The organism is Pantoea sp. SORGH_AS_0659 (genome assembly GCF_031453915.1).
In the GTDB taxonomy this organism is placed as follows: domain Bacteria; phylum Pseudomonadota; class Gammaproteobacteria; order Enterobacterales; family Enterobacteriaceae; genus Pantoea; species Pantoea leporis.
Genome location: NZ_JAVJAK010000002.1, coordinates 110,225 through 133,773, shown reverse-complemented (window position 1 = coordinate 133,773; position 23,549 = coordinate 110,225). Strand labels below are relative to the sequence as shown.

Below are 23,549 nucleotides of genomic sequence, written 5' to 3'. Positions count from 1 at the left end.
AGGCCTTGTATACCGCAAAATGCAGAATGTCTCGAGCGGCTTTATCGACTTCCGTTCAACACATCCTACCTGAGGTGCTCACTGCGCCTTTCATCAGTCGGCCTGCCCTGCTCAGCGGACACGGCTGTTCCGGTTTCCGGAGTGCACCGTTGACACAGTTTACCCGGATAACGCGACGGCCAGATTTCCCAGGGCGGAATGCCGAGGTGTAAGGCAATGATGTGCTCCGCGCGCGGCCATTTTCGGGCAAGTGCATTGGCGAGCGTGATGGAGGATAACCCGTTTTGACGGGAGAGTGCAGAGAGCGTGGTGCCGGTCTTTCTGATCGCAGCGATAATGTCCGCGCGGTGCCAGTCCTGTGATAAGGGTGGCGGCGGTATCACGTACGTTATTGACGTACGGGAATAGTCATTATCACATCCGGTCACAAACACCTGTTCAGACGCACGCAGGGGATCGTAATCATTCATTGATGACTCCTTACCTGATTGGGTGGCGGATCGAACAGGGTTTGCAATACCAGACTCAAACTACACTGGCGAACCTTACGGTTCCCCGGCCCGACCCGCCATTGAACAGGCGAGTCTGTGCCTGCCAGCTTTTCAGCTGACAAGATGTTGTTAAGGGCTGCAAATCCCTGCCACCGGTCCTTCCGGCGGCGAAAAAAGGTTAACGCAACGATTTCACGAAAACAATTAATATCATTATGAAAAGTTAGAGGGTGAGGTGCTGCCTTGCCCGTAAAATCGGCTGGCGGGTCCGGGATAAATGCAAGGATGATGTTTATATCGTCCTGCATGCTTCTGGCCGGTGAGCGCCCATTGCTACTCTGTCACAACGCATTTCTCTCTATTGCGATCGTCAATTACCACGGTTGAATATTACGGGCAAACATGTACAGCCTGGCGTGAACGTTATCATTCCCAGCTTAGGGCAAGGATTGATAACCTGAATTCGGAATCACTGTTCCGGATGCTTGTGTATTGTTCCTGGGGCTTTCGCACTCTGGATGAGGCAAGGGCACGGGTAAACGTTGTAAGCACAGCAGGAACAGGATTGTCACTCCGGAAGAGCCTCACCGGGCGTTGTGTTGACATACCGCTCACGCTATTCAGGGGGGTAACGGTTTGAAGATCAAGGTGGCATGACCGAAAGTCTTCTTACTTAAAGGATAGCCTCCAGAACTTCCGGTGCAATTCAGCCATTGCGGATGCGCTAAAGCGGAGGCCGTTGCTGCAGACGTATCTGGAAGATGGTCGGGTACCGCTGTATAACAACTGTGGCGAACGGGCGATGGGCCGTAAGGCTTGGCTTGTTGCGGCTTTGCGGCGTCGGCCCCGTAGATCTGATGAGTCTGGTTGAAACTACGCGGCTGAACGGCCTGAAGCCATGGTCGTAACCGCGTTCTATGCTGAGAAAAACGGCCTAGTCTTTAAATCTTTTTCGGGCTTTCATGCTCTTAAGCCGCCAGCAAACTACGTCAAAAGCGGCAAATATCAGCAAACTGCCGCCCATGACAGGCATCATATACCCCAGCAGACAAGAGGTAATGAGAAAGCCTGTTTTCCAATACAGTGACAGATCCAGCCAGCAATGATAAAGGCTGGTTACCGGACTGTTTATTGCAGCAACTGGCTTGCGTAGCCACCACATTCTGTAACCCAACACGGTCATTATGCAGAGCCCACTGCCAAAAAAGATCAGTATTAACTGGTTTGGCAGGCCAAATAATATACCCATATGGGCATCTACACCCCAACGGGTCAGTTTTGCCATCAGTGGAAAGTTATCGAAATTGACCCGGTCGATTACACTGAAGTCCTGAGGATTGAGCGCGACCACATCTGCTTGCGTTGGCCAGCGTCGCCCTAGCTCGGTGATGACCCAGGTTCTGCCTTCTTCTACAGGCTGTCGTAGCTCTAAGTTCTCAGCATCAATACCTGCCAGACGTGCAGCGAGCAGTGCTTTGCCCCAGTCTGCGTCTGGCTTGTTGACCTCAATATGGCAGTGCGGTGCGAGTTGTAGACCTGCTGGCATCATCTCGTGGCCCTCATGCCCGTGAGAATGATCTACAGAGTGTGAGGCCGTATCCTTAATGACATGCGTGTTGACCTGAGGAGTCATCCAGTTCATTTCACTGCGTAGCCGACTAATGTTGTCGCCTGCCCACTGCGACCAGGTAAGGCCGGTAACAGAGACAAAAAGCATGCCGCTTAAAAGAAGCAGCCCGAGTGAGGTGTGGGCACCGCGTGTCAGACTTCGTGGCCCACGTGCGCTGGATTTTGACGGGCGTGCTTTTTTTGTCGCCACCCATAGCGCTACTCCACCTAGCGCGGCAACCCACAACCACGAGGCAGCCAGTTCACTATAGATGCGTCCAAAAGACCCAAGTAACATACCGCTATGGAGCTGGTCCAGCCATATCCGAAAAGGCAGTATTCCGCTGGTACCATAGACAGGCAATTGACCTTTAACCCTCAGAGTGTAGGGATCGACAAAGACGGCATGTGAAGTGGAGGGACCCTCGTGATCATTACTAAACATTACCCGGGTTGTTGAAACGGCATTATGGGCTGGACGAACAGCATAAATTTTGGCGTTATCACCCTTAAAGGCGCGCGCCACGCTAATCTGCATCGATAGTGGGGCCATTTCCCCTTCAGGTTTAGCGGTTAACACATCCTTATACATAAGGTTTTCAATCTGTGGTGTCAGGATATATAGAGTTCCCGTAAGCGCAGCGAAAAAGATAAATGGCCCGGCAAAAAAGCCAATATATAAGTGCATACGGCGAAAAAATTGCAGCACGGGGCTAAGTGACGCGAGAGGGATACAGGTGGTTGTCGACATCATCATTCCGGTAAAAAATATTCAGGTGTGTGGTTTCTGCCGTAGATTGTGGACAGAAATGCGGAACATTAAACACGAGAAAAACCGGACTGAAAGGCGGGCCGCGGGGAGGGGGAGCAAAGTCTGAACAGATGATATAGGGAACATTTTCTCTCTTTGCTAACAGTGATCGGACAAAGATATGAGTATCTATTAGCGAAAGTGGCCATTGCATTACAATAAATGACAGATGAATCAATAAGTCACAGTATCCGCAAAGTATATTCAGCAGCGAAGGGGTATCTTGTTTTGCCGGGGCGGAGCTATGCCATGCTTTTGGCTTTGCAACGTAGTGCGCCGCGGCAGGATTGATCACAGCATAACAGTGAGCATTTATGCTTTGTGGAGGTGATGAAAACAGGGAGCCTGAAAGAACTGGGGCAATGAACAGGAGAAGCATCGCAAATATGGCAAGACTGGCAGTCCGGGTTCGCGGGAAATGTTGCGGAGAGCACATCTGGACATAGCTTAGTGGGTAAAAAAATGAATTTTATCTTCTCCTGCTTGTGGTGCTTTAAATTAAAGACCAAATAATTATGATGGCTGACTGAAAAGTGATGCCACTGATAAACTCTTCGTATTAATCTGGAGAAAAACACTTATTTACGATGATGGGACGGCATGAAATAACAATCCCCCCGGCTTGTACAGCTTTGCCTGCATCGTGAAGCTCTTCACCGGTCCGCCGTTGTCCGCGTGCTGTACCAGACGCTCACTGCGGTAGTTTTCCTTCCATACTGACCGCTGAAGCAGACTGGCCCGACTCCCGTTCATAGACTTCTGCGCCCACCACCTTGCGGCTGAACACGTCGGTTATCATGTACAGATAAAAGCGACGGCCCGTGACCTATGACGGCAGGTGCGTAATGTCCCAGGACCACAGCCGGTTCGGTGCCGTCGCGGTGTAACCCGTCGGTTTTGCATACGTGCCGTGCGCTTTTACCCGCCCGCGGTGCCGGGTGAGCCCCTTCGCCTTCAGCACCCGGTAAAAGCTGGACTCAGACGCGATACAGATACCCCGGTCAGCCAGCGCTGGGACGATATGGCACGGCGGAAGGTCGGCCTGGTCAGGCTCTGCGCACACCTGCAGGATCCGCAGAGCTCTTCATCAGTGAGCCGGTTTTAGGGAACCGGTCGCGTAGCGCCGGTCTGCCGGTCCTTACGGTCCTCACTGTCCTGCAGCCAGCTCGTGCTCAGACAGGGCTGCCGTTTACAGCAGGAGGCTGAAGATTTGCTCATGGGACCGGGTGCCGACCAGGTCGTGTTTCTGTGTGATAAGGCCCTCCATTTACAGCCGGTTGCGCCACTGCCAGACGGTGGACGTGCCAGCCCCGATATCATCGGCGACTTGGCGAAGCGTCCAGTTGTAGGGCGGCATCAGCAACATGATAGCCCGCTCTTTCAGCTCAGCGGCAACAGGATTTCTGGCCATAGTATAATCCCCCCAGGCCCTCCGTTTAAAAAAGTGAGGCGAATACTACTCTGACACAGAGGGAAGCGAGTGATCGCAATCAGCGAAATACGCAACCAGCAAGTTAATGTCAAATGTCAGAGCATGCATTTAATCAATATAATGAATGCCGAGTGAGGGTAAGGTAGAAGAGTCACTGGTGCTATAAAGCGTAAGCGTGATCCGTCTGTATCGAATAGCAGACGGGGCACGCAGGGAAGATGAATCGCAAATGAGTCTTATCCACGCGGGGCGATGCTTGTTTCCTCGCACATGCCATCGTTAATCCACTGCTCAGAAGATAATTGCCATGCTGACTGGAGCTGGCATAAATCTAGCCTCATCCTGAAAATCAATTTCATCAGCTTGCACCTGTCTTTGCGCGACCAGACAATCTGCTCTGAATCTTTGGATGGGTGTCGTCGCCCTATGCTGAAATACATAATTAACGTACACAATATTTCCTGAGTATTAAGCAGGAAGGTAAGCGGTTTTTCGATTTGCAGGCTGTTTTTCTCCAATGAAAGCAGAAGGCCAGAAATTTTAAGCAGTTGTTGCAGAGAAGTTATCTGCTTCAATACGTCCTCTTGCGTGCAGCCGCTCTTCTTGGAAAGTCGATCGATATCAACCGTGAGTTTGCGGCCTAACGAAATAATATGTTGACGGACACTTGTCAACGCAGCCTCGCAAAGAGGGAGTTCTATATGTAGACTGCGCCGCCTGGCGTCATAATGAAGAAAGTTTTTTTCAACGTCGTTCCACAGACAACCATACGTATCCAGCAGTGCTTCACGCATAATATCTTGTCTGATCTTCTTAATCATATCCCTCTCCTTATTATAATTAAAGAGTTAGCCGGTTGGGCTAATTTATCCGGTTATGGAACATAGGGTTATTATGGCCAATGCACAGATAGAATGACTATAAATGATAAAAAAATGACAAGATTGAATTGAAAGTCGATGTGTTCTCTTCTCTCAGCAGGCAGACAGTATAAATAACGGCTTTAGTGTACGAAGGCGAACATGATTACGCCGTTGGAGGGACGGCCCTGAAACATAATGTCATTCGCATAATTCTTTACACAAAAGTGTTTACCCAGCCTGGTGCCATAAATCTAAACAACTATAACGCACCGTGGAGCAACGACATCGAACAGTGGCGCGTATCATCTTCCCAATGATATTTATCGGAGAAATATTTGTCTGACAGTTATCCGTGCTGAGCTCTGGGGAAGTGGATGTGAGCCAGTTAAAAACGGTTAAAGAAGATGCATGGCAGGGAGGTAGAATATAACTGAAAAAGTCATTACACCCAAATTTAAATTATCTGTTAACAGTTCCATGATTAAATGAGTATGGGCTTTATTACGCGATTATTAATGGTGGGTGAAATATGATTGGCTTATATCATAAAAAAGTTTTTTTATGATATTCATTGTAATGCTTTATGGGCTATTTTTTTAGAGTTAAGTTGAAATATGAGGATATAATGAAAATTTCAAATGCCACGAACCGCCCAGTTTTTTTTGTCGCATCACCAAGCGCTGATCTTCTGACATTAAGTAATCATCAAAAATCAATTGAAAACATCGACAGGATTATAGAAATACTTCGTGTGAATGGGTTAGCTATACCTGATTGTATTGCGAATAAATTAAAGTATTCACCTGAGGTTGACGCGAATCATAAATTCAGGTTTGTAAGTGATAGTAACTGTTACAATATAAACAAACTCAGAAATGGTGATTATAAGTTTACGGATCGTAAAGACGGTACTGTTTACACCATAAGTATGCATAAAACTGATATCATAATTGAAATTTTAAAATCACAATCAATTACTAAGAGTTATGATTTTAAAATACCAGAAAAAACTGAATTCCATAATATGATTATCTCCCGATTATCAACAGATGAATATGCAGGTGGGCTCCCTTTTTTATTGAGTTGTGAAACGGGGCATTGTGACTTCATTGGCGGTGTGGGGGCCAATTATCCTTTGGCCGAGTACCTTTCCGGCGAAGGAGTATCCTGTAAAGTTGAAACGAGGTACCACGATAGTTATAGCTATTCAGGACATTTTAATCTATGGAAAACCGCCGATAAAAATATAGTAATCGGAACAATAGCTATAAAAAGGGAGGAGGTAAAAAGCATTGTGTTCAGGCAGCTAATCGAAAAATTTTCAGTTGCCCTTTTAAATGAAAATCCTGATGTATCTAATGTTTTATTGGGGATGGGTGGGCAAAATCTAAACACGCTTTTTCCAAATACCTTCAACAGCCCATCAAGCAGTAATTTTAAAGCACTCGGGGAGTGTCGTTACGCGGAGAACATCCATGATGAATATATAAGTGACCATTTAAAAACTATCACTGATATCACAAAGCTTGAAGCTTATGGTAAGGTTGAACTGAATGATCAGGAACGCATAGGTATGCTACCCGATCAACGTCCGGACATGAAAAATGCACTGGTTTTCATGGACAGGTCGGCCATGAGGGAAGTCGAAAAAAAAGAAAGAGAGCTACTTAAAAAAATAATTAGAGATTATCAACCAATTGAAGAAAAATTATCCCGTTCTTCGTTTTGGAAAAAAAAGACGAAAAAGGTCACGAATGGAGATTAGAGCAATTCGAGAAATTCAAAAAGTTACAAACTGAACATGGCGTTACAGATATCAATCTTATAAAAAGCCAACATCAGGATATTTTAGTTTCATCAACAATGCCATTTGTTTCTCAGAGCCAATTCCCTGTTCTGTTTAACAAAACATTGGACAATGGAAAGCATCTTATTAAGATTCGTGTGGGTGCCAATAAAAAATAATTTAATTTTAATTCCGCATTTATAACGCTTAAGTATTAGAAAATTTTTCACATAGGGTTGGCTAACATAATGGTTTCCTAATCAGGAATATGCTGTGTATAGTACCCTGCTAATCATATTGAGGAATATTGCAGCATAGTGGAAATTTTATCTTCCCTAACCTGGTCAGCACTGATTTAGATATTTCAACCCTATGACATTAAGAACATGTATTAATAAGATTTAATTTAATTATCGTACTAACCTGCTCCCCGTTGATTAATACACTGCGATGTTAGTAATGTCTTCATAAGTCACATGAGGACATTACCATGAAGAAGCGATTTTCTGACGAACAGATCATCAGTATTCTCCGCGAGGCCGAAGCCGTGGCTTCTGCCCGGGAACTCTGCCGCTAGCATGCTATTTCAGATGCTACCTTCTACACTTGGCGCAAGAGTTTGGCGGCATGGAAGTCCCCGAAGTGAAGCGGCTCAAGTCACTTGAAGAGGAGAATGCCCGCCTAAGGAAGCTGCTCGCTGAAGCCATGCTGGATAAGGAGACGCTTCAGGTGGCTCTGGGCCGAAAGTTTTGACGACAGACCAGAAGCGGGAAGCCGTGGAAGTCATGTGTGAGACAACGGGTCTGTCGCAACGCCGTGCCTGCAGGCTGGCTGGTCTGTCCCTTTCAACCTGCCGTTATTCGGCTCAGCGTCCGGCTGCTGACGCGCAACTATCTCTGCGTATTACAGAGCTGGTACTTGAACGTCGCCGATTTGGTTACCGGCGCATCTGGCAGTCGTCGCGCCGGGAGGGCTTTCACGTCAACCACAAGCGGGTTTACCGCATCTATCACCTTAACGGTCTGAGTGTAAAACGCAGGCGACGACGTAAGGGTCTGGCGACTGAGCGGCTTCCGCTTCTTCGCCCGGATGCGCCGAACCTGACATGGTCGATGGATTTTGTCATGGATGCACTTGCCAGCGGCCGCCGGATTAAGTGCCTGACCTGCGTGGATGATTTCACGAAGGAGTGTCTTACGATCACCGCCGCTTTCGGTATTTCAGGTGTTCAGGTCGCGCGTATTCTGGACAGCATTGCGTTGTTTCGTGGATATCCTGCGACGATAAGAACCGATCAGGGCCCGGAATTTACCTGCCGTGCGCTCGATCAGTGGGCTTTTGAGCATGGCGTAGAACTGCGACTTATCCAGACGGGTAAGCCAACACAGAACGGATTTATTGAGAGTTTTAACGGACGCTTTCGGAATGAATGCCTGAATGAGCACTGGTTCAGCGATATTCTTCATGCCCGGAAAATCATTAATGACTGCCGGCAGGACTATAACGAGTCCAGACCTCATCAAGCCAACGCATGGCCACGTTTGTCGTGATACGTTCCCCAAAAGAGCGATGGGATACAATCTGCTGTTTTACCAGCGGCAGTTTTTAAATCAAAATGCACTATTCGCCGAGGAGCTCACGCTGAAATTTTTGCGGATCTGGGGGGGGCGCGACAGCTACAGGGCGTTTTCAATTCCCTTCAGGTTGAGGCGCTTACCAATAAGGCGTCCCACTTCTCAGATTTCTACAGGCTGATTCAGTAAATGAGTTTGGATAAGTTTAGGTGTGTGATTCACAGGCATCGTTTCACTATAATACCTCACTATAAACAGGGAAATTCAGCAGCGGCTACAGTGGGTAAAACTCTATTAAACGTCTGGTGATGCGGGATTCGTATGCCGTCGTTGTGGCATTTCTCGTCCCACACTGCGTAATTGGTGGCGTAGATATTTGACTCAGGGCATCGCTGGTCTGGAAAGCCATAACCATCGCCCTCAACGCTCACCATCAATTAAAATTGGCGCGGGTGAAGTCGCGCTGATTCTTGAGTTATGTTCACTGCGAAACTTAAGGAACAGTTCGTTGAGCAGGGGGGCAATTGTTTTTAAAAAAGGGCCGGAGCAGGCGTGGCGTGCTTTTTCCTGAGCATGAATGTTGTTTGAGAAGTGCTATAGGGAATGCCACTAGGCCGCTTATAACGATAAAAAACGCTTTAATCTGAAATATGTTTTCCTGAGATACTGATCATGCAACCTGTGCCTGAAAAAGTCGTTTTATTGCAACACTCTCAACGTCAGTAATTTATATTACTGACGTTGTTTAACTGGATATAAAGGTTCATCATGACAGGCCACGTAACGCACGCCCTCCTCAGTAATTCTGCAATTTGCTCACGGACAGAGTCGCCCATAACTTCTCAAAACCCGGCCGCGGCCGGAAACAAATTTATCCGAAAAATGAAATGCGTCAGTAATTCTCCCGCATCGCCAGGAATTAGAAAAAGTGATTCTCCAGTAGAACGAAAAATAATGCGGATTAAAGATAAAAAAGCGCAATGTAATGAAAATGGTAGAGAGAAAAATGCAAAAGAGCTGGCGATGGCCCAGCATCCAGGAACCCGTTTTCTCAACACTGGAAAAACATTGCACCAATCCGTTAATGCCGGTAAGCATCTCGCTGATAATCAGACTGCAAAGGTAATGAAAAAACTTGTCGCGGAAGGCTACGATCTCCAGGCTCATCCTAAAGCCGTCACACCGCTTATTAACGAATTACAGCCGATGGAGTCAGCGTTTAAAATCTCTGCCAAGGGGAAACTGGATGTTCTGACACAGCCGGTGGCGTTACATATTAAGGCCGGTGATAACGGGAACGTTATTACTCTGAAGGCCGCAGCCAATTTAACCGAGCAGCAATGGTTGAGAGAAAACGACAAACCGGGGAACTTCCTGGTACTGAACGGCAATAATGATGAAACGTATGTCACTCATATCGCAAAATTAGCTGGCTCGACTCAGCACCTGCAATTTATTACCAGCGGATTTGGTGGTCATGGCACTACCGACCGGCATCCTATAGCAGTAAACCAAACCGAAGCGGGCCGATTTAAAGAGATTTTGATAAGTCATGGTGTTACGGCGGATAAAATCTACACTGATCACTTTTCAACCAATAGTGGGCAGAATTCCATTAACGTGGCGTATATTCTTGATAACATGATCCGGGAGAATAAACCGTGCAATAAAATTATTATAGCCGGAACGCCTGCGGCAGTATTCCGCCAGACCTATACCTATGCGCAGCAGCTGAACATTCCTGCCTATGCTAAAGGAGATGGTGATGAAACTGGCACTCCCCCCGCGCCGATTCGTGAGAGCGATAAGCAGTTTGATATTGAATCGTTTCCGTTTGCCGATTCAGCGCAGTACACCACCACTGCCGATGACTTAGCCGTGCTTCGCGAATTCAGCACAACCCTGAATTACATGGCTACGACGGCATTTCTGCCCGGGGATAAAACCCTTTTTCCGGATAGTTTCTTTCATAATGCCGTGGAAAGCATTCAGATGACCGCCCTGCAGTTGGAAAAAGATGCCGGTATTGTTGCTCGCCATGGCGATAATATCGCAGCTATGAAAGAAATTACTATGGATATGATGGCTCGTCTGAAGAATGACACCCTGACGGAAAGCGATATTAGTAACATCAAAAAGGTGGATAGCTTCTTCCGTAATATTTTCAATCGATTGGAGTTAACTTTTAAGCGTAGCAATCTCTAAATGTGGTTCAACGTTCAAAGGAGCTTAACAGGGAGCTACGTTCAATAAGCATAAGGAGCAGGGATGGCCAATAAAAATATGCTTCTCACTATAGAAAAAGAAGCACTGTATGGCCTCCCTGATTTCTCTGATGTACATAGGCTGAAGTTTCTGGCGTTGGATAAAGTTCCAAACTGGCGCTGGCCTATGATCGTCAGGGAATTCATTTTCAAATTTATTGCATCCTCCAGATAGCTTACTTCAAGGTAAGTATCCGGTGATCGCGCATTGTTGAATCCCGTTTCTCACGGCAGGCTGCTCTGTCTTCCTTTATATGCAGAGCAGGAACCTGATGAACACTTAAAACCGTTAATCCGCGTCGCTCAGGCGACACCTCCTCCGGGACTGTCAGCAAAGCGGGCTATCTAAACTAGCTTGCGCACGGCTGCACAACCTCAATATCAAAACCTCCGTATGGATACGCACAAGTCGCGGTCAGGTAGTTTTCTTCCGTTAATGAGAGACTAGCAGATTTTCGCTACAGGTATGTCTTTCCAGTTTGTTGTCCAGGCCTTACTCAGCATTTCCCGCTTCATCTTCCAGTCAGGATTAATGCCTTTTCCGGCAAACCCGATGTTGTAACGCCCTGAGCGATTCATTTTATCCATCAGGCTCATCAGCGCCTCACTGCCTGCACGCGGAGCTTGTTCATCAAACAGATTCAGCTGTGCCACCCCGTTAGGACGCAACTCGCTCAGCATAATGCCAGCCTTTGCATACCGGTATTCTGGTTGCCAGATGGTATCGAGCGATTTAACCGCCGCCTCTATGATATTGCGGGTGTCCTGCGTGCCGACATGGAGCTTAACGAATGCCGTGTTGCCGTAGCTGGGCTGGCCGATGTCATAAGGAGAGGTCCTGATGAATACTGACACGTGGTGACAGAACTGCCGGTCCTCACGCAGCTTCTCGCCTACGCGTTCGGCATAGGTGCAGATAGCCTGACGCATAGCGTCATAGGTCGTAATGCGCTCGCCGAAACTGCGACTGACCACGATCTGCTGCTTTGGCGGTGGTGCGTCTTCCATTTCAATGCAGGACTCACCGTGCGGGCAGCCGCCCATACCGGCCGCCTGATTTTTAGTGCGGTAGCAGACCCGCAAGCCTGTAGCCCTCAATGAGCTTATCAAACAGCTGAATGTTGTTACGGCTTCTGGCCATCAGCTGTGCGCCGGCAACGGCAGAAAAAATGGAGCCGGCACGGACCCGGTTCTCTCCAGGCGCTGCAATACCGGCCTCGAGTAGCCGCTCTGCCAGCCAGTCGATGTTGATGTCAGCAAACTTTTGCACTTCGTCCCTGACCGGTTCTGGCAGATCATCATATTCAGCCGACATAAAGCTCCCCATACAGAGCCGGTTTCCGCTTTCGAGGGAGCGGCGAAATATCTGCGGGTAGCGGCGTAGACTCTTCAGCGCATCACCTTCACTTTCCCTCAGCATTTCCAGGTCACGTGCGGTGTCCTCCCAGTAACGTTGGGCTACGGCTTCACCCAGCTCGGCCTTGCTGGGAAAATGATAGTAGATGCTGGCTGCCTTAATGCCCACCTCATCGGCCAGCGCGCGGATATTCAGGCCGGTGTAGCCGTGCGCCTGCGCCGCCAGCCGGGCGGCGTTAAGAATTTCGTCACGGGATGTTTTGCTCATAATTTCTCTGCTCCGGTAGCTCAGATAGTAATTCTAACATTTGTTAGGTAGGTATTGACAGCCTGATTTAACGGGTCTAGATTTTACCTACCAACTGTTAGTTAGTTTATCGCATTGAGGGTTTATCATGAGCAAAGAAATTTATTATTCAGACGCTACCGAACTGGCCAGCATGATACGTAACCGCGACGTTTCACCGGTTGAAGTAATGCAGGCGCATCTCGATCGCATCACAGCCACTAACCCGGACGTCAACGCGGTAGTCACAATCGCAGAGGACGCTCTGAAACAGGCCGAAGCGGCGGAGGCTGCCGTAATGAAGGGTGAAAAACTTGGCCCACTTCACGGCGTTCCCTTCACCGTAAAGGATTCCATCGATACTGCCGGCGTGATGACTCAGCGTGGTTCACCCATTTTCAAAGGCCGTCTGCCGGATGCAGATGCGACCAGCGTGGCGCGACTTAAAAAAGCGGGCGGGATCATGCTGGCAAAAACCAACCTGCCGGAATTTTCATACTGGATTGAAAGCGATAATCTGCTGTCTGGTCGCTCAAATAATCCCTGGGACCTTACCCGCACGCCCGGCGGTTCCAGTGGCGGCGAATCAGCTGCAATAGCTGCTGGCATGTCCCCGCTGGGGCTGGGAACTGACCTGGCCATTTCAGTGCGTGGACCCGCCGCGCAGACAGGCATCACCTCAATGAAAGCGACCCACGGTAGTGTGCCCATGACAGGCATCTGGCCGCGGGCACCGCGTCGCTTCTGGCATGTCGGTCCAATGGCCCGCTCAGTGCGCGACATTGCCCTGGCATTCTCTCAGCTTTCCGGACCTGATGGCCATGACGCGTTCTCCAGCGCCGCACCACTGCATTCCGGCGGCCTGCCGCCGGTGCCGTCACGTCCTTTGCGAATTGGCTGGATGACAGGCCCGGGTTTCGGACCGGTTGACCCGGAAGTCGCAGCCGTGGTTAAGGCGGCAGCGGACGCGCTGAAAGAACCAGGTGTTGCGGTGGAGCACGTCGGAATCCCCGCTCTGGAGCAGGATTTTGCACTGGACGTTTTCAACCGTCTGCACGTTATGGAGATGAAGCCAGCCTTTGCAGCGGCAACGGCCGGTCGCCGCCCCGACGAAATCTACAAAATGGCAAAAACCATGCTGTCACTGCCTGATACGTCTATGTCGGACTTCATAGATGCGGAGCAGGCCGCCGAGAGGTTGCGTGATGGATTTGCGGAATACTTTTCACGTTATGACGCGCTTATTACGCACGTACTCCCCATTCCGGCGCATAAACACGGTGTGGACAGGTTTGTTATCGACGGTCAGAGCGTTGATGCAACCTATCTGCAGGGTGCCACGGTTCCGCTGAACGTAACGGGCCTGCCGGGGATCGCGCTGCCATTTGGTAAGAGTCACGAGGGGTTGCCCATCAACGTGCAGATTGTAGGTAAATGGCATGATGAGCACGTTATCCTCCATATTGCTTCTCTGCTTGAAGCTGTGAGCCCCGTTAAAGGTTCTCATCCATCCCTCTGAATATGACCAGGCCCCACGGCCACTGTGGGGCTTTCAACTAGTTGGTCAGAGTGCACAGCGAGATTAACCAGCATGTCCGCTCTTAGCTCATAGCGGACATTCGCCTCACGTAAGTCAGCTTTACACCCTTAATCGAATCCGCATTGCTTAGCCACTCATCTGCCTGAATAGCGCCCACTTTTATTTTTCTGAGACGTCGGCCGTCATTTTCTGAAGCATCTGCATCAGAAGGTCCTTACTAAGCTGATCGGACTTCAGCGCCGGCATAACGTTGATAAGCGACAGCGTGACAGTGGCCATCGCCACGGATCGCTTTACGCGCTCTGCGTTCTCGTAGTCTTTGTAGGTACGAAGGCTTACCCCAAGTTCTGCGGCAGCCCTGTCCCGGCTCCAGAGCAGGCCCCGTCGCCACAGCCTCAGTTGCCAACCCGTCATATTCCTTCTCCTTGTCTGACAGCTTCACTTCATTATCTCAAAAAAAGTGCAGAAACTGCACTTTTTAATGATTTATTTAATCATCCGGAATTCACTCTCTTCTCCCATTCTCGCGACGCCAGAGCTCTGCAAAGGCCGGCGCCCGATCCTAAAAACGCTATGCAAGCTCCCTCTGTGCCATCGGGCCTGCACCGTGCCTTCACCTTAGCCGGGCCGCTGCGCCGGCAAGGGGTCTGTCGTCACCCGTTCCCCACCGTACGCGGGATATTCAGTCCGCTCCGGCGGCGCATGCGGCTTCCTCCCTCGCCCGTTGCCTGCTCCGCTTTGCGCCCGGCTTCCGTGGCGGCACGGTGCAGATGGTGCCGTGCAACCTTAACGGAGGAGTCAACATGCCAAACTGGTGTGCCAACAGGCTGCGGGTTTCAGGCCCGGAAAATCACGTAAAAAATGCGCGGTTGCTGATCGAAGGCGGGGAGAGAGTTCCACACTACGCGCGTGCGGCTGCAGAAGGGATCCAGCTCTTTCTGGCGGGCTGTGCCGGGCTGCTGCGCCCGGTGGAAGCGACGGACTATGCCCCGTATCCCGCTCTGGTGAAGGGGACGGGAAGCGTTACTCCGCAGAATCGCGCTTTTACGCAGTGGGTATCCGGACTTTTTACAAACCGCGATGATCCTTTTAAAAACCAGAACTACCTTCTTTTAAAGCTCCGTTATTACTTACCTTTAAAACTAAAACCTATACGGCTGCGCCCTGTGGACAATTTAATGCCCGCCCTTGCAGCGAACTCACGTTCGCGCCGGTTCGGTACCGCCGCTTCGCGTCAAGGGTAGCTCCCGCAAAATTGCGGGCAACAAACACTAGTTACAACATTCATCCGCAGTAAATCAGAAACCATGAAAATCGTGCTTATCTCAGTACCGAGAGAAACCCACCCTGAAAAGCGCCGCCGCCCCGGCCCAGAGGGCCGGAACAGAGTCGCTTTATAGATGGATGTTGTAACTTTAGATTTGGGTAGCGGTAAGGCTTAGCCCCGCGATACGTATCTTTCGTCTGCGACCATCAGGCTGATTCGCGCCTGAACGGCCGCTGCTTAAACGGCGTCTGGCAGGGAGGGGTTGGGCTTTCGCCACCATTGAGCCTGTAACCGGCTACGCCGGGCTGACGGCGCCAGCCAGCATCAGAAACAGTACTTTGCTATTTATGGCGCCTCCATGCCGCTTACGCGGCATTCAGAGGGCAGGCTGCGCACTGCTCGCCAGTCTTGTTTGCTTCAGGGAGTGGTGTACCGCCAAAAAAACAACGTAAGCTAACAACACTCACTTAAATAAGGAAACCCGGGCTGATGAGAGATGGGACTGTCACGCAATTAGTTGATGAGATTGTGCTGCTTGCAGCAAATGTTAACGCCACTCCCGCAGAACTCATGGCAGCGCTAAGTGTTGTTATTGTGGAAAACCTGAATGCGCATGAAAGTAATATCCTGAAAGTTGATGCCGGTGAGCAGCGCTTACTTATAACTCTTGAAGGGCCGCCCCCTGCGCGGCATTAAGGGGATTAAGCGCCGACCCCATTGTTATACCCAAAAATTTTTCGTTATCTATTTGCCGGTAATCTGACGGCAGACTAATCTGGTATGCGCTTCGTATTTTCCACGAAGGCTACACACAGCACGCACACGGTGCGAGAGACTTTCCATACTGTCCTGTTTATGTCCCCGCTCTGGCGGGGATATTTTTTTATGTCTGGTTTTGCATGCGACCTTTTTCAGTCGGTTGCCTCACGAAGTTGCTCAATCAGTTCTTTTCCCTGATTGTGTATGTTCCCCACGGCCTTACTTACCGGATGCCAGGTAAATTCTTTCTCCGGAATAGCTGCATCATGAGCAATTTCTTCTGCCCGCTCAGGTGGTGTACCAGCACTCAGCCATTCGCGGACGGCGTCAGCAGTGATCACTAATGGCCGGCGGTCGTGGATGTCAACCATGCCCTGGTTGCTTGATGAGGTAACAATTACAAACCCCTCTTTGCCGAGGTCCTGCCCGTATGGTTGCTTACCAATCGCGGCAAAAAACAGAGGCTGCTTTTTCCTGTGGTAGATGTAGAACGGCTGCTTTTTGCCGCCCTGGTTCTGCCATTCAAACCAGCCGTCGGCCGGCACGATGGCCCGCCCGTGATTCCACAACGGCTTGAACATGCGACCGCTCGCCGCCGTTTCTCCGCGTGCGTTAATGAGCGGCTGCTTATCCCACCACTCAGGGCCGTAACCCCAGAACACGGGGTCGAGGTGCAGCGCATCCTCACGCTCGCTGAGGAGGAGCACCTTTGTGCCGGGCGCCACGTTGAAACGGCCAACAGGCTCCGGGTCGAACGTGATTTCGTCCGGTTTCAGACCGAGGGAGTCAAAATACTCATCACGGCTGCTGTACTGCGTAAATCGTCCGCACATAGATACCTCCTGCTGTAAGGATAGCGGGGTATACTGACGTCATAAGGATTTCGTAGATCAGTCTTTCTCGCTTCCTTTTCTGACCTTTCTACAACAGGGGCGTCACCCTGAAATGAAATCGGGATAATTTAAATTGTACTTATTTGAGTACATGTTTCATAATGGTCATCAACTGATGGGAGTTAACAACATGCATTCAATCAATTTTACCGATGCCCGCAAGCATTTCGCAGATACGATGAAGCGGGTCACCGACGACGCCGAGCCTGTCCGCATTATGCGTCGCGACGCACCTGACGTGGTTATAATCGATGCGGAAGAGTATGAGGCACTGATAGAAACGGTGTATCTGTTCAGCAACCCTGCGAACGCAGCGCATATTAATGAGTCAATGAAACAGGCGGAGCGCGGCGAGTTTGTCGAAGTGGAATATTAAGTTCACGAAAAATGGCGCTAACGATCTTAATTACTGGCGTGATACAGACAAAAAGAAGTTTGAACGCGTCCGGCAGTTGCTTCACAGCATAGAGGCCGATCCGCTGACCGGCATTGGAAAACCTGAACGGTTGCGGCATCACAAAGATCCGGCGCTCTATTCGCGCCGTATCGATCAGAGCCACCGGCTGGTCTACTCAATCCAGAACGGTGAAATCATTATCTATGCAGCCCGCTATCACTACGGCGATAAATAGTGATAATCAGTCAGCCCGCCTATGCGGGCTTTTTCATGTCCGGTGGGTAAGCAGGGATAAGGTCGAATGACCGTTCAGCCTGGAATATGGGGTTTTCGGGCGGGTCACTCATCCATCGTAACGAGACAAGCAGGGCGGAATAAACGATTGTGCAGTCATCGACCACAACGCCCGGGATATCAACACGCTTAAAGCCGAGCAAGTCCTCTTAAGCCAAACGGCTGCACTTCGGGTGAGTGTGCAGATACAACTACTGCCGCGAAACTCTGACGATATGTCCAATCCTCTAGCCTCACGCGAGGTTCGGGCGCGTCAGAACGCCTTAAAATTTCCATCGTGCTATGGCGCTGTGGTTTTCTGAATCATATGCTGGCACTCCTCATCCGGAATGTCTTCCGCGGCTGTAGGGATGGTCTCTGCTGAAGCCTCTGCCGGCTTAATCGCGATTATCGGCTACGCGTGCTGAACTCGGCATTCAGCCAGTAGGAAAATGTTGAGACTCTGCCGGCAAAAGTCATAATGTCACCGCGCGGGCGGTAGCTGATGCTGAGCAGGTAATCCATTTCTTCCGCGAGGGCCGGATACCGATCATTAAATTTTTCACGATGCTCCTCCAGCGTTGACGGCCAGTCCGTATCGTTTTCATCTCTCAGGATGTTTGTCGACCGGATAGCTTTGCGAGCGGCCGCCCGCTGGAGGGCATGCCGCTGTGAAGGCGCAAGGGAGGGCTTCATACGTGAGATATAGGCGTTCAGCACAGTATGAAAATCACCGTTAACGGCAATAGCGATACTCCTTGAGGGTCTAAAAGGTTTAAAATGCTCTCGCAGATCTTCGCCATAAATGCAGATACAGTGATGCTTCAGCCAATAGCCCCATCGCTCTCCATTAGCAGGCAGCATAACGGTATCCAGAACGCCAGGGTCGATATCAATCTTACTGATGATCGGGTAATGCTGCTCAAGGCTGGACACGATTGCCGTAATTTCATTGGTCGCTTGGTCATCCGGCTCACGGCTGTATATCACCGTGAGGTCGAGATCAGACACCGACTCCTTTGCTTTGCCTTCAGCCAGACTGCCATATACATAAACGCTGTGGATCAGGTCTGACATTGTGGAACCCAGTTTCTGCACTACGTCAGCTATCAGCGGTGAAAAAGCTGGCTGAAAGCCGGTAAAGGCAGGCAGCGGGATAAATCCGTTTTTATCGATGACCATATGTTTTCCTTCGCATCATGCATGATTTCATCAGGTTAATTCAGGCAGCCGCACAAAACACCTATGTTACAGCAGCAGGGGTACTCTTCCGTTTAGATACTCACCAGTCAGACACCGCAAACATGATCTGCGTGATGAATACACCTTTTCTGGCTTATATCCTGCGCGGCGCCGACGCGCGCGCTGTGGGCGCTCCAGCTGGCGTAACGCCCTTATAGGTTTCAGGGCGGGAAGTCTGGGCAGCATGCCGACTTGCCCGGAGCCAGATGTCTTCCAGGCTTGGCGCACTCATGGGCACAGTTGGGACCCCGTTCACCTTATTTAACCGGTAAACGGAGCAGAACAGGACGGCATCAGGCTCGTCAGTCAGGCCCGCCGCGCGGATCCACTCTACCAGCCGCTCTGAAGCGCGCGCGCTCAGCGCCTTGACGATTCCGCCGGACTGCAGGATGGTTTTGGTCCAGCCCACGTCAAGGATAACGCGGCCGTCACTTTAAGTTGTGAGGCCCCCTAAGCGTCAGCAGCAAGCTGCCGTCGCTAAGACCCCGGAAATTACGTCCTTCACGTCGCAAGCGCCATAAAGCCGTTAAAAGGGGTTACATGAACTTAATCCTTGCTGAAAGCTGGTTTCGGCTAATCAGGGCAGGGGATGGATTCGTAGTAAATATCGGTCAGAAACCGGCTACGCCGGGCGTACGGCGCCGATTTGCTTTTGATTCATAAATTACATTTGCCCCTGAATGCCGTTCACGCGGCATTCAGGGGCAGGCTGCGCACGCCCGCTAGAGTCACATCAAGCAGTTATTTGTCCGCTTTGTGCCAACAGCGGAAGTAGAGGTGCGGGTGGTGTATAAAAAAAGGAGAGTGAAATTTTCATATGAAAATACGCGACAAAAGTTGATTACCCGAAGCTATTAATTAGTATCAGGTATACTCACCGGAATCAGGAATACAGAATGGCCATTGAAGTCCGTGAAGTTAATGCCGAAGATTATGAAGGCTGGATGTTACTCTGGAAACAATACCTCGCGTATGCCGGATGTGAGCTTGATATCACTATCACTCAGTCAACCTGGAACCGGGCCCTGTCAGCAGAATCTCCACTGATGTGCAGGGTTGCTGAGATGAATGGAAAAATTGTCGGTTTTGCCATTATCGTTTTACACGAGGGTGCCTGGGTCACGCAGCCGCTATGTTACTTAGAAGATCTCTATGTGGATGAAAAAAATAGAGGTTTTGGGGCGGGGAAATCACTTATAGAAGCAATCCGCAAAGAAGCTGAGAAAAAATCCTGGGCAAAGGTTTACTGGGTTACACGTGAATCCAACCCAGCCCGTGCGCTTTACGATAGGCTGGCAGTACTGGAAGACTTTGTCCGTTATAGCATCAAATTATGAGTTTCCAGCAGTTTATAGGGCTGATGCCCACAACTCCCTCACAGCTGACCTTACCGAGCGCGCATTTCCGATCCGTGCCATGAACAGCCCTCCGTTATCGCCCGGCTCTGAGTATGGTGTTGGGCACCAAGCCGCGAAACTCAATTGAGTGCTGAATTTTACGGCTACTCACCGACAAAATTTGACAGTGCAAGAGAAAGATAACCCGGTTGTTCCCATGACATGCAATGCCCACAATCATCAAGGATTACCGTTGAAACCCCTGACTTGACTAAATAATCGACATCGTCGTCAGGTAATGACCATTCACCGAAGATCAGCTGTTTACGCACTGGCAATTTAATAAATCGCTCAAGCCAGTCACCGCCTGCTATCAGACTTGAAGCACCTCGCCAGACCGCCCAAGGGGCATCAACAGCGAGGCTTCCCGCCCAGGGGCCTGATTCGTTTTCAATCATTCGTTTCCAGTGTTTGTTTATGAACTCTTCTTCACTGTGACTGCATATCTGCCGACTGAAAAAACCGCCCCCGGGCCTAAAATTAGGTTCAGATACCACAAGTCCCTCCATGCGATTTGTGATTAAGCCTGCCGCTTCAATACTGATACTCCCCCCCATACTGTGCCCGTAAATAAAACATTTATTCAGCCCTAAATACCGTACTAACTCTGCTACCACACTGGCCTGGTCAGTGATTGAATAGCTGTAATCACGAGGCTTTTCACTGTAGCCACACCCTGGCAAATCTATAAGAATCGCACGTCTTTTATTTAAACGAGTGTCTGTGGCTATAAGTGGATATTCGTACGAGGAAGCACACCCTAGTCCGTGCACAAATATCAGGGGTGTTCCGCTGCCGGGCAGATCCTGCCAGCGGACGAGACAATTTGCAGTGGATGAAAAGAAAGATTCCATGGAGTCATCAATACTGGCTGAGTTTAAAGACGTCAGTATCTTTGCATTGAAGCCCGCAGACAAGGCTCAGATGTATAGGTTTCTGTTATTTAATGACCATCGATGGTCGTGTTTAGATCTGATCCCTTTTAATGAATACACGACTATTCAAGCAAATTCTCTCAGAGTAATGACAGCTTCGGATGTCCGCTTCTCGCTCATAGCGGACATTGGTCTGCTCAACGTCCGCTTTGTGCCAGAAGCGGACGTTGATGGATTTGCTACGCATCTACTCTGGAAGAAAAAGTTGATAGTGAGATATTCTGATTATTGCTTTTAACAGGAGGATGCATGGAAAGTCTGTTTGTTTACGGAACATTGGGGCCAGGTCGGCCTAACGCTCATATTCTCGAAAAGATAGGTGGTGCATGGTGCGAAGGGCATGTCGCAGGCTCTCTTATCAATGAGGGATGGGGAGCCGAAATGGGCTATCCCGGTATTATTTTGGATAACTCAGGCAATCGCGTGCAAGGATTTCTTTTTACGTCAGAGAATTTGCAGCGTCACTGGGATGTACTTGACGAATTTGAAGGTAGTCAATACGAGCGCGTGCCCGTCACAGTTACTACGGATGATGGGGATACCGTCAGTTCCTGCATATACATGTTAAAAAAATAATGGCCTTGAGCCCGCTAATTAGCGGGCTTACTACTCCAAAATACATATGATTAAGGTCCGCTTTTCGCTCATGGCAGACATAAGCCTTATGTCAGTCCGTTTTGTGACAGAAGCAGAGGTTGTGCGTTTCATTATCAAAAAGCAAGATTGAACATTCAAAGGAGGATGATAAGGTCATTGTTTGCTCATTACCAAAATGGATCTTATATGAACAATGTGTTACGGAAGAATTATCCCGAGTTAGGTGAAGTAATGGCTCCTTATGTTCATTCTGTAAAACATGGCGGTACGCTCTACATTTCCGGATTGACTGCTTTTGGCACGGTTGCTCAACATAAAGGCATTGCTGAGCAGGCTGAAGAAATATTTTGCCAAATCAGGAAAATAATCAGCACAGAAGGCTCAGATTTTTCAGCCCTGATCAAAGTGACGATATTCATTACCTCTTTTAAAGAGATAGACGAGCTACGCAAAGTATTGTACCGAAATTACGGTGATCACTTGCCAGCCAGTTCGCTTGTAGAAGTTAGCCGCCTTTTTTCACCTGACCTCTCGATTGAAATTGAGGCTATATTCGGCCTTTAATTTATTGCTCATAACCGGATAGCGATAACTGTTCGGTTCTTACGCCGTTTTATTAAACCCTCTCTAAGACATAGCGTCCGCTCCTCGCTCATAGCGGACCTTACTTCCGTGTCCGCTTCGTGCCTTAACCGGAGGTTTTCTCCATCAGCATGCACTAACCGGTGGAAAACAGATCTTACTGCAAAGCCATTCAGGCTCGCTGGAATCATCAGGGGCATTTTTTAGGGTATGAGCAGGGAATAAAGTGTCAGAAACTCCCCTGAGACATCAAAGTCGAGCTGAGCCCCCTGTAATGAATGGCCGCATGCTGAACTTCTGGAAGGGATGCGTGAACACTACCCGCACATCGAGATGGATCCCGAGGTAGTGGTCATCCACCATTTACCTCCGGAGGAGTAAGTCAGGGGCAGGGTTGTTACGTTTAATGCGGTAGAACCTCCCTGTGGCCATCATTTGACGTACGCTTATCACGCATAGCAGACCTTATTTCTGCGTCCACTTCATGCCATTAGCAGCCATTCTGACGTGAAAGCTGGATAAAATCGTGGAAAGGGTTTGTTTTCCTATTTCATCCAGAGTAATGGCATTCTGTCACGGCAAAAATTGCCCTAAAGCACGTGAATCCGAAGCTACTCCCGCGTTGCGGTCAAATTTAGAATCCGGATTTTGAACAGGCCGCATTGCGCTTTTTTGCTTCACGCCCATTTTATTTTTATAAGGAAATATCGCGGGCCGTTTTTTTTAAGGATATCACCTGGCAAAAATGGAAGAGACTGTGCGCGGAGTCTGCGCGCAGTTTGAGGTCGGATAAGCGAAAACTAACGGTGAATAAGATCGCATTTACATGCTGATAAAACTCCTGCAGAAAGTGGCGTCCCATAAAAAAGTTAGTAGCCTGAAAGGGGTTAACAGCCGCAAGATGAAATTATATTTATTCGAACTACCTTAACCCGCGTGTATATCAGACACGCTTCTGTCGTCGTCATATTTTGCTGGTAGCGTGGGCGGTGCGCCCCCTGAGGTGCTAAAGCGGTATATTGATCAACGTGTTCGCACTTATCAGTCCGCTTGCGCGGGCTTTGTTTTGTCTCCCCCTTCGAAAGGAAGAGGTCATCCGCAATAATAATGGTGAACAGGAGGGGAAATATCGGATGATGTGCGTTCCACATCAGCAAATTGCAGGACTCAGGGAGGGTCAACATATAAAAAAAGCG

At 49.4% G+C, this 23,549-nt stretch carries 20 protein-coding genes and 6 pseudogenes; 14 read left to right on the top strand and 12 right to left on the bottom strand.

Annotated elements, in window-relative coordinates:
• Window positions 1–65: 65 nt before the first annotated feature.
• Together Q3H59_RS21010 and Q3H59_RS21005 are read right to left on the bottom strand one after the other, a co-directional pair.
• Window positions 66–380, bottom strand: a complete 315-nt coding sequence (locus tag Q3H59_RS21010; RefSeq protein ID WP_309837039.1) for a helix-turn-helix transcriptional regulator — start codon at window positions 378–380, stop codon at window positions 66–68.
• Window positions 381–466: 86 nt separating this feature from the next.
• A complete protein-coding gene (locus tag Q3H59_RS21005; protein WP_309836998.1) occupies window positions 467–799 on the bottom strand; it encodes a hypothetical protein in 333 nt (110 codons plus the stop codon).
• A 368-nt stretch (window positions 800–1,167) separates the two neighbouring features.
• On the opposite strand from Q3H59_RS21005, the pseudogene Q3H59_RS24775 reads away from it, so the two are divergent.
• A pseudogene (locus tag Q3H59_RS24775) lies at window positions 1,168–1,362 on the top strand (transposase); the annotation flags it as partial.
• A 63-nt stretch (window positions 1,363–1,425) separates the two neighbouring features.
• On the opposite strand, the gene Q3H59_RS21000 reads toward Q3H59_RS24775, so the two are convergent.
• The 4 genes from Q3H59_RS21000 to Q3H59_RS20990 form a co-directional block, all read right to left on the bottom strand.
• Window positions 1,426–2,850, bottom strand: coding sequence for a PepSY-associated TM helix domain-containing protein (locus Q3H59_RS21000; RefSeq protein WP_309836997.1), 1,425 nt, complete (start codon window positions 2,848–2,850; stop codon window positions 1,426–1,428).
• Window positions 2,813–3,346 (bottom strand): DUF2946 domain-containing protein, encoded by a 534-nt coding sequence (locus Q3H59_RS24770; RefSeq protein ID WP_405042290.1) that lies wholly within the window; start codon window positions 3,344–3,346, stop codon window positions 2,813–2,815. The genes Q3H59_RS21000 and Q3H59_RS24770 overlap by 38 nt, the downstream gene beginning before the upstream one ends.
• Window positions 3,347–4,177: 831 nt before the next feature.
• The gene (locus Q3H59_RS20995; protein ID WP_309836994.1) at window positions 4,178–4,321 is read right to left on the bottom strand and encodes a helix-turn-helix domain-containing protein; all 144 of its coding nucleotides are present in this window, start codon (window positions 4,319–4,321) and stop codon (window positions 4,178–4,180) included.
• Between the two features lie 257 nt (window positions 4,322–4,578).
• On the bottom strand, window positions 4,579–5,163 hold the full coding sequence (locus Q3H59_RS20990; protein ID WP_309836992.1) for a hypothetical protein: 585 nt from the start codon (window positions 5,161–5,163) through the stop codon (window positions 4,579–4,581).
• Between the two features lie 667 nt (window positions 5,164–5,830).
• On the opposite strand from Q3H59_RS20990, the gene Q3H59_RS20985 reads away from it, so the two are divergent.
• The 5 genes and pseudogenes from Q3H59_RS20985 to Q3H59_RS20965 form a co-directional block, all read left to right on the top strand.
• Window positions 5,831–6,970, top strand: coding sequence for a hypothetical protein (locus tag Q3H59_RS20985; RefSeq protein ID WP_309836990.1), 1,140 nt, complete (start codon window positions 5,831–5,833; stop codon window positions 6,968–6,970).
• A gap of 511 nt (window positions 6,971–7,481) precedes the next feature.
• Window positions 7,482–8,541: pseudogene (locus Q3H59_RS20980) on the top strand (IS3 family transposase).
• A gap of 274 nt (window positions 8,542–8,815) precedes the next feature.
• Window positions 8,816–9,061 (top strand): annotated as a pseudogene (locus Q3H59_RS20975) (helix-turn-helix domain-containing protein); the annotation flags it as partial.
• A 458-nt stretch (window positions 9,062–9,519) separates the two neighbouring features.
• Window positions 9,520–10,770, top strand: a complete 1,251-nt coding sequence (locus Q3H59_RS20970; RefSeq protein ID WP_309836988.1) for an ElyC/SanA/YdcF family protein — start codon at window positions 9,520–9,522, stop codon at window positions 10,768–10,770.
• Between the two features lie 63 nt (window positions 10,771–10,833).
• Window positions 10,834–11,015: pseudogene (locus Q3H59_RS20965) on the top strand (hypothetical protein); the annotation flags it as partial.
• Window positions 11,016–11,273: 258 nt separating this feature from the next.
• Here Q3H59_RS20965 and Q3H59_RS20960 read toward each other — a convergent pair.
• Window positions 11,274–11,858: pseudogene (locus Q3H59_RS20960) on the bottom strand (DUF4113 domain-containing protein); the annotation flags it as partial.
• A gap of 31 nt (window positions 11,859–11,889) precedes the next feature.
• Window positions 11,890–12,453, bottom strand: coding sequence for a TetR/AcrR family transcriptional regulator (locus Q3H59_RS20955; protein WP_309836986.1), 564 nt, complete (start codon window positions 12,451–12,453; stop codon window positions 11,890–11,892).
• A gap of 127 nt (window positions 12,454–12,580) precedes the next feature.
• Between Q3H59_RS20955 and Q3H59_RS20950 the strand changes: the two genes are divergently transcribed.
• Window positions 12,581–13,990, top strand: coding sequence for an amidase (locus tag Q3H59_RS20950; protein ID WP_309836984.1), 1,410 nt, complete (start codon window positions 12,581–12,583; stop codon window positions 13,988–13,990).
• 180 nt (window positions 13,991–14,170) lie between these two features.
• Here Q3H59_RS20950 and Q3H59_RS20945 read toward each other — a convergent pair whose 3' ends face one another.
• The gene (locus Q3H59_RS20945) at window positions 14,171–14,425 is read right to left on the bottom strand and encodes an XRE family transcriptional regulator (RefSeq protein ID WP_309836982.1); all 255 of its coding nucleotides are present in this window, start codon (window positions 14,423–14,425) and stop codon (window positions 14,171–14,173) included.
• A gap of 389 nt (window positions 14,426–14,814) precedes the next feature.
• Between Q3H59_RS20945 and Q3H59_RS20940 the strand changes: the two are divergent.
• Together Q3H59_RS20940 and Q3H59_RS20935 are read left to right on the top strand one after the other, a co-directional pair.
• Window positions 14,815–15,078 (top strand): annotated as a pseudogene (locus tag Q3H59_RS20940) (DUF1281 domain-containing protein); the annotation flags it as partial.
• Between the two features lie 689 nt (window positions 15,079–15,767).
• A complete protein-coding gene (locus Q3H59_RS20935) occupies window positions 15,768–15,974 on the top strand; it encodes a hypothetical protein (protein ID WP_309836980.1) in 207 nt (68 codons plus the stop codon).
• A gap of 215 nt (window positions 15,975–16,189) precedes the next feature.
• On the opposite strand, the gene Q3H59_RS20930 is transcribed toward Q3H59_RS20935, so the two are convergent.
• The gene (locus Q3H59_RS20930) at window positions 16,190–16,870 is read right to left on the bottom strand and encodes an SOS response-associated peptidase family protein (RefSeq protein ID WP_309836978.1); all 681 of its coding nucleotides are present in this window, start codon (window positions 16,868–16,870) and stop codon (window positions 16,190–16,192) included.
• 190 nt (window positions 16,871–17,060) lie between these two features.
• Here Q3H59_RS20930 and Q3H59_RS20925 point away from each other — a divergent pair, with 190 nt between their 5' ends.
• Both Q3H59_RS20925 and Q3H59_RS20920 read left to right on the top strand, forming a co-directional pair.
• Window positions 17,061–17,306, top strand: coding sequence for a type II toxin-antitoxin system Phd/YefM family antitoxin (locus tag Q3H59_RS20925; RefSeq protein ID WP_309836976.1), 246 nt, complete (start codon window positions 17,061–17,063; stop codon window positions 17,304–17,306).
• The gene (locus Q3H59_RS20920) at window positions 17,287–17,562 is read left to right on the top strand and encodes a Txe/YoeB family addiction module toxin (RefSeq protein ID WP_309836974.1); all 276 of its coding nucleotides are present in this window, start codon (window positions 17,287–17,289) and stop codon (window positions 17,560–17,562) included. Before Q3H59_RS20925 ends, Q3H59_RS20920 begins: the two co-directional genes overlap by 20 nt.
• 446 nt (window positions 17,563–18,008) lie before the next feature.
• Here Q3H59_RS20920 and Q3H59_RS20915 read toward each other — a convergent pair whose 3' ends face one another.
• Window positions 18,009–18,782 (bottom strand): nucleotidyltransferase domain-containing protein, encoded by a 774-nt coding sequence (locus tag Q3H59_RS20915; protein ID WP_309836973.1) that lies wholly within the window; start codon window positions 18,780–18,782, stop codon window positions 18,009–18,011.
• A gap of 956 nt (window positions 18,783–19,738) precedes the next feature.
• Between Q3H59_RS20915 and Q3H59_RS20910 the strand changes: the two genes are divergently transcribed.
• Window positions 19,739–20,179: a GNAT family N-acetyltransferase gene (locus Q3H59_RS20910; protein WP_309836971.1), complete on the top strand. Its 441-nt coding sequence runs from the start codon at window positions 19,739–19,741 to the stop codon at window positions 20,177–20,179.
• Window positions 20,180–20,343: 164 nt separating this feature from the next.
• Here the strand turns inward: Q3H59_RS20910 and Q3H59_RS20905 are convergent, their stop codons facing one another.
• Window positions 20,344–21,093 (bottom strand): alpha/beta hydrolase, encoded by a 750-nt coding sequence (locus tag Q3H59_RS20905; protein ID WP_309836969.1) that lies wholly within the window; start codon window positions 21,091–21,093, stop codon window positions 20,344–20,346.
• Window positions 21,094–21,423: 330 nt separating this feature from the next.
• Between Q3H59_RS20905 and Q3H59_RS20900 the strand changes: the two genes are divergently transcribed.
• Window positions 21,424–21,750, top strand: coding sequence for a gamma-glutamylcyclotransferase family protein (locus tag Q3H59_RS20900; RefSeq protein WP_309836967.1), 327 nt, complete (start codon window positions 21,424–21,426; stop codon window positions 21,748–21,750).
• Between the two features lie 207 nt (window positions 21,751–21,957).
• A complete protein-coding gene (locus Q3H59_RS20895) occupies window positions 21,958–22,335 on the top strand; it encodes a RidA family protein (RefSeq protein ID WP_309836965.1) in 378 nt (125 codons plus the stop codon).
• The last annotated feature ends 1,214 nt before the right edge of the window (window positions 22,336–23,549 follow it).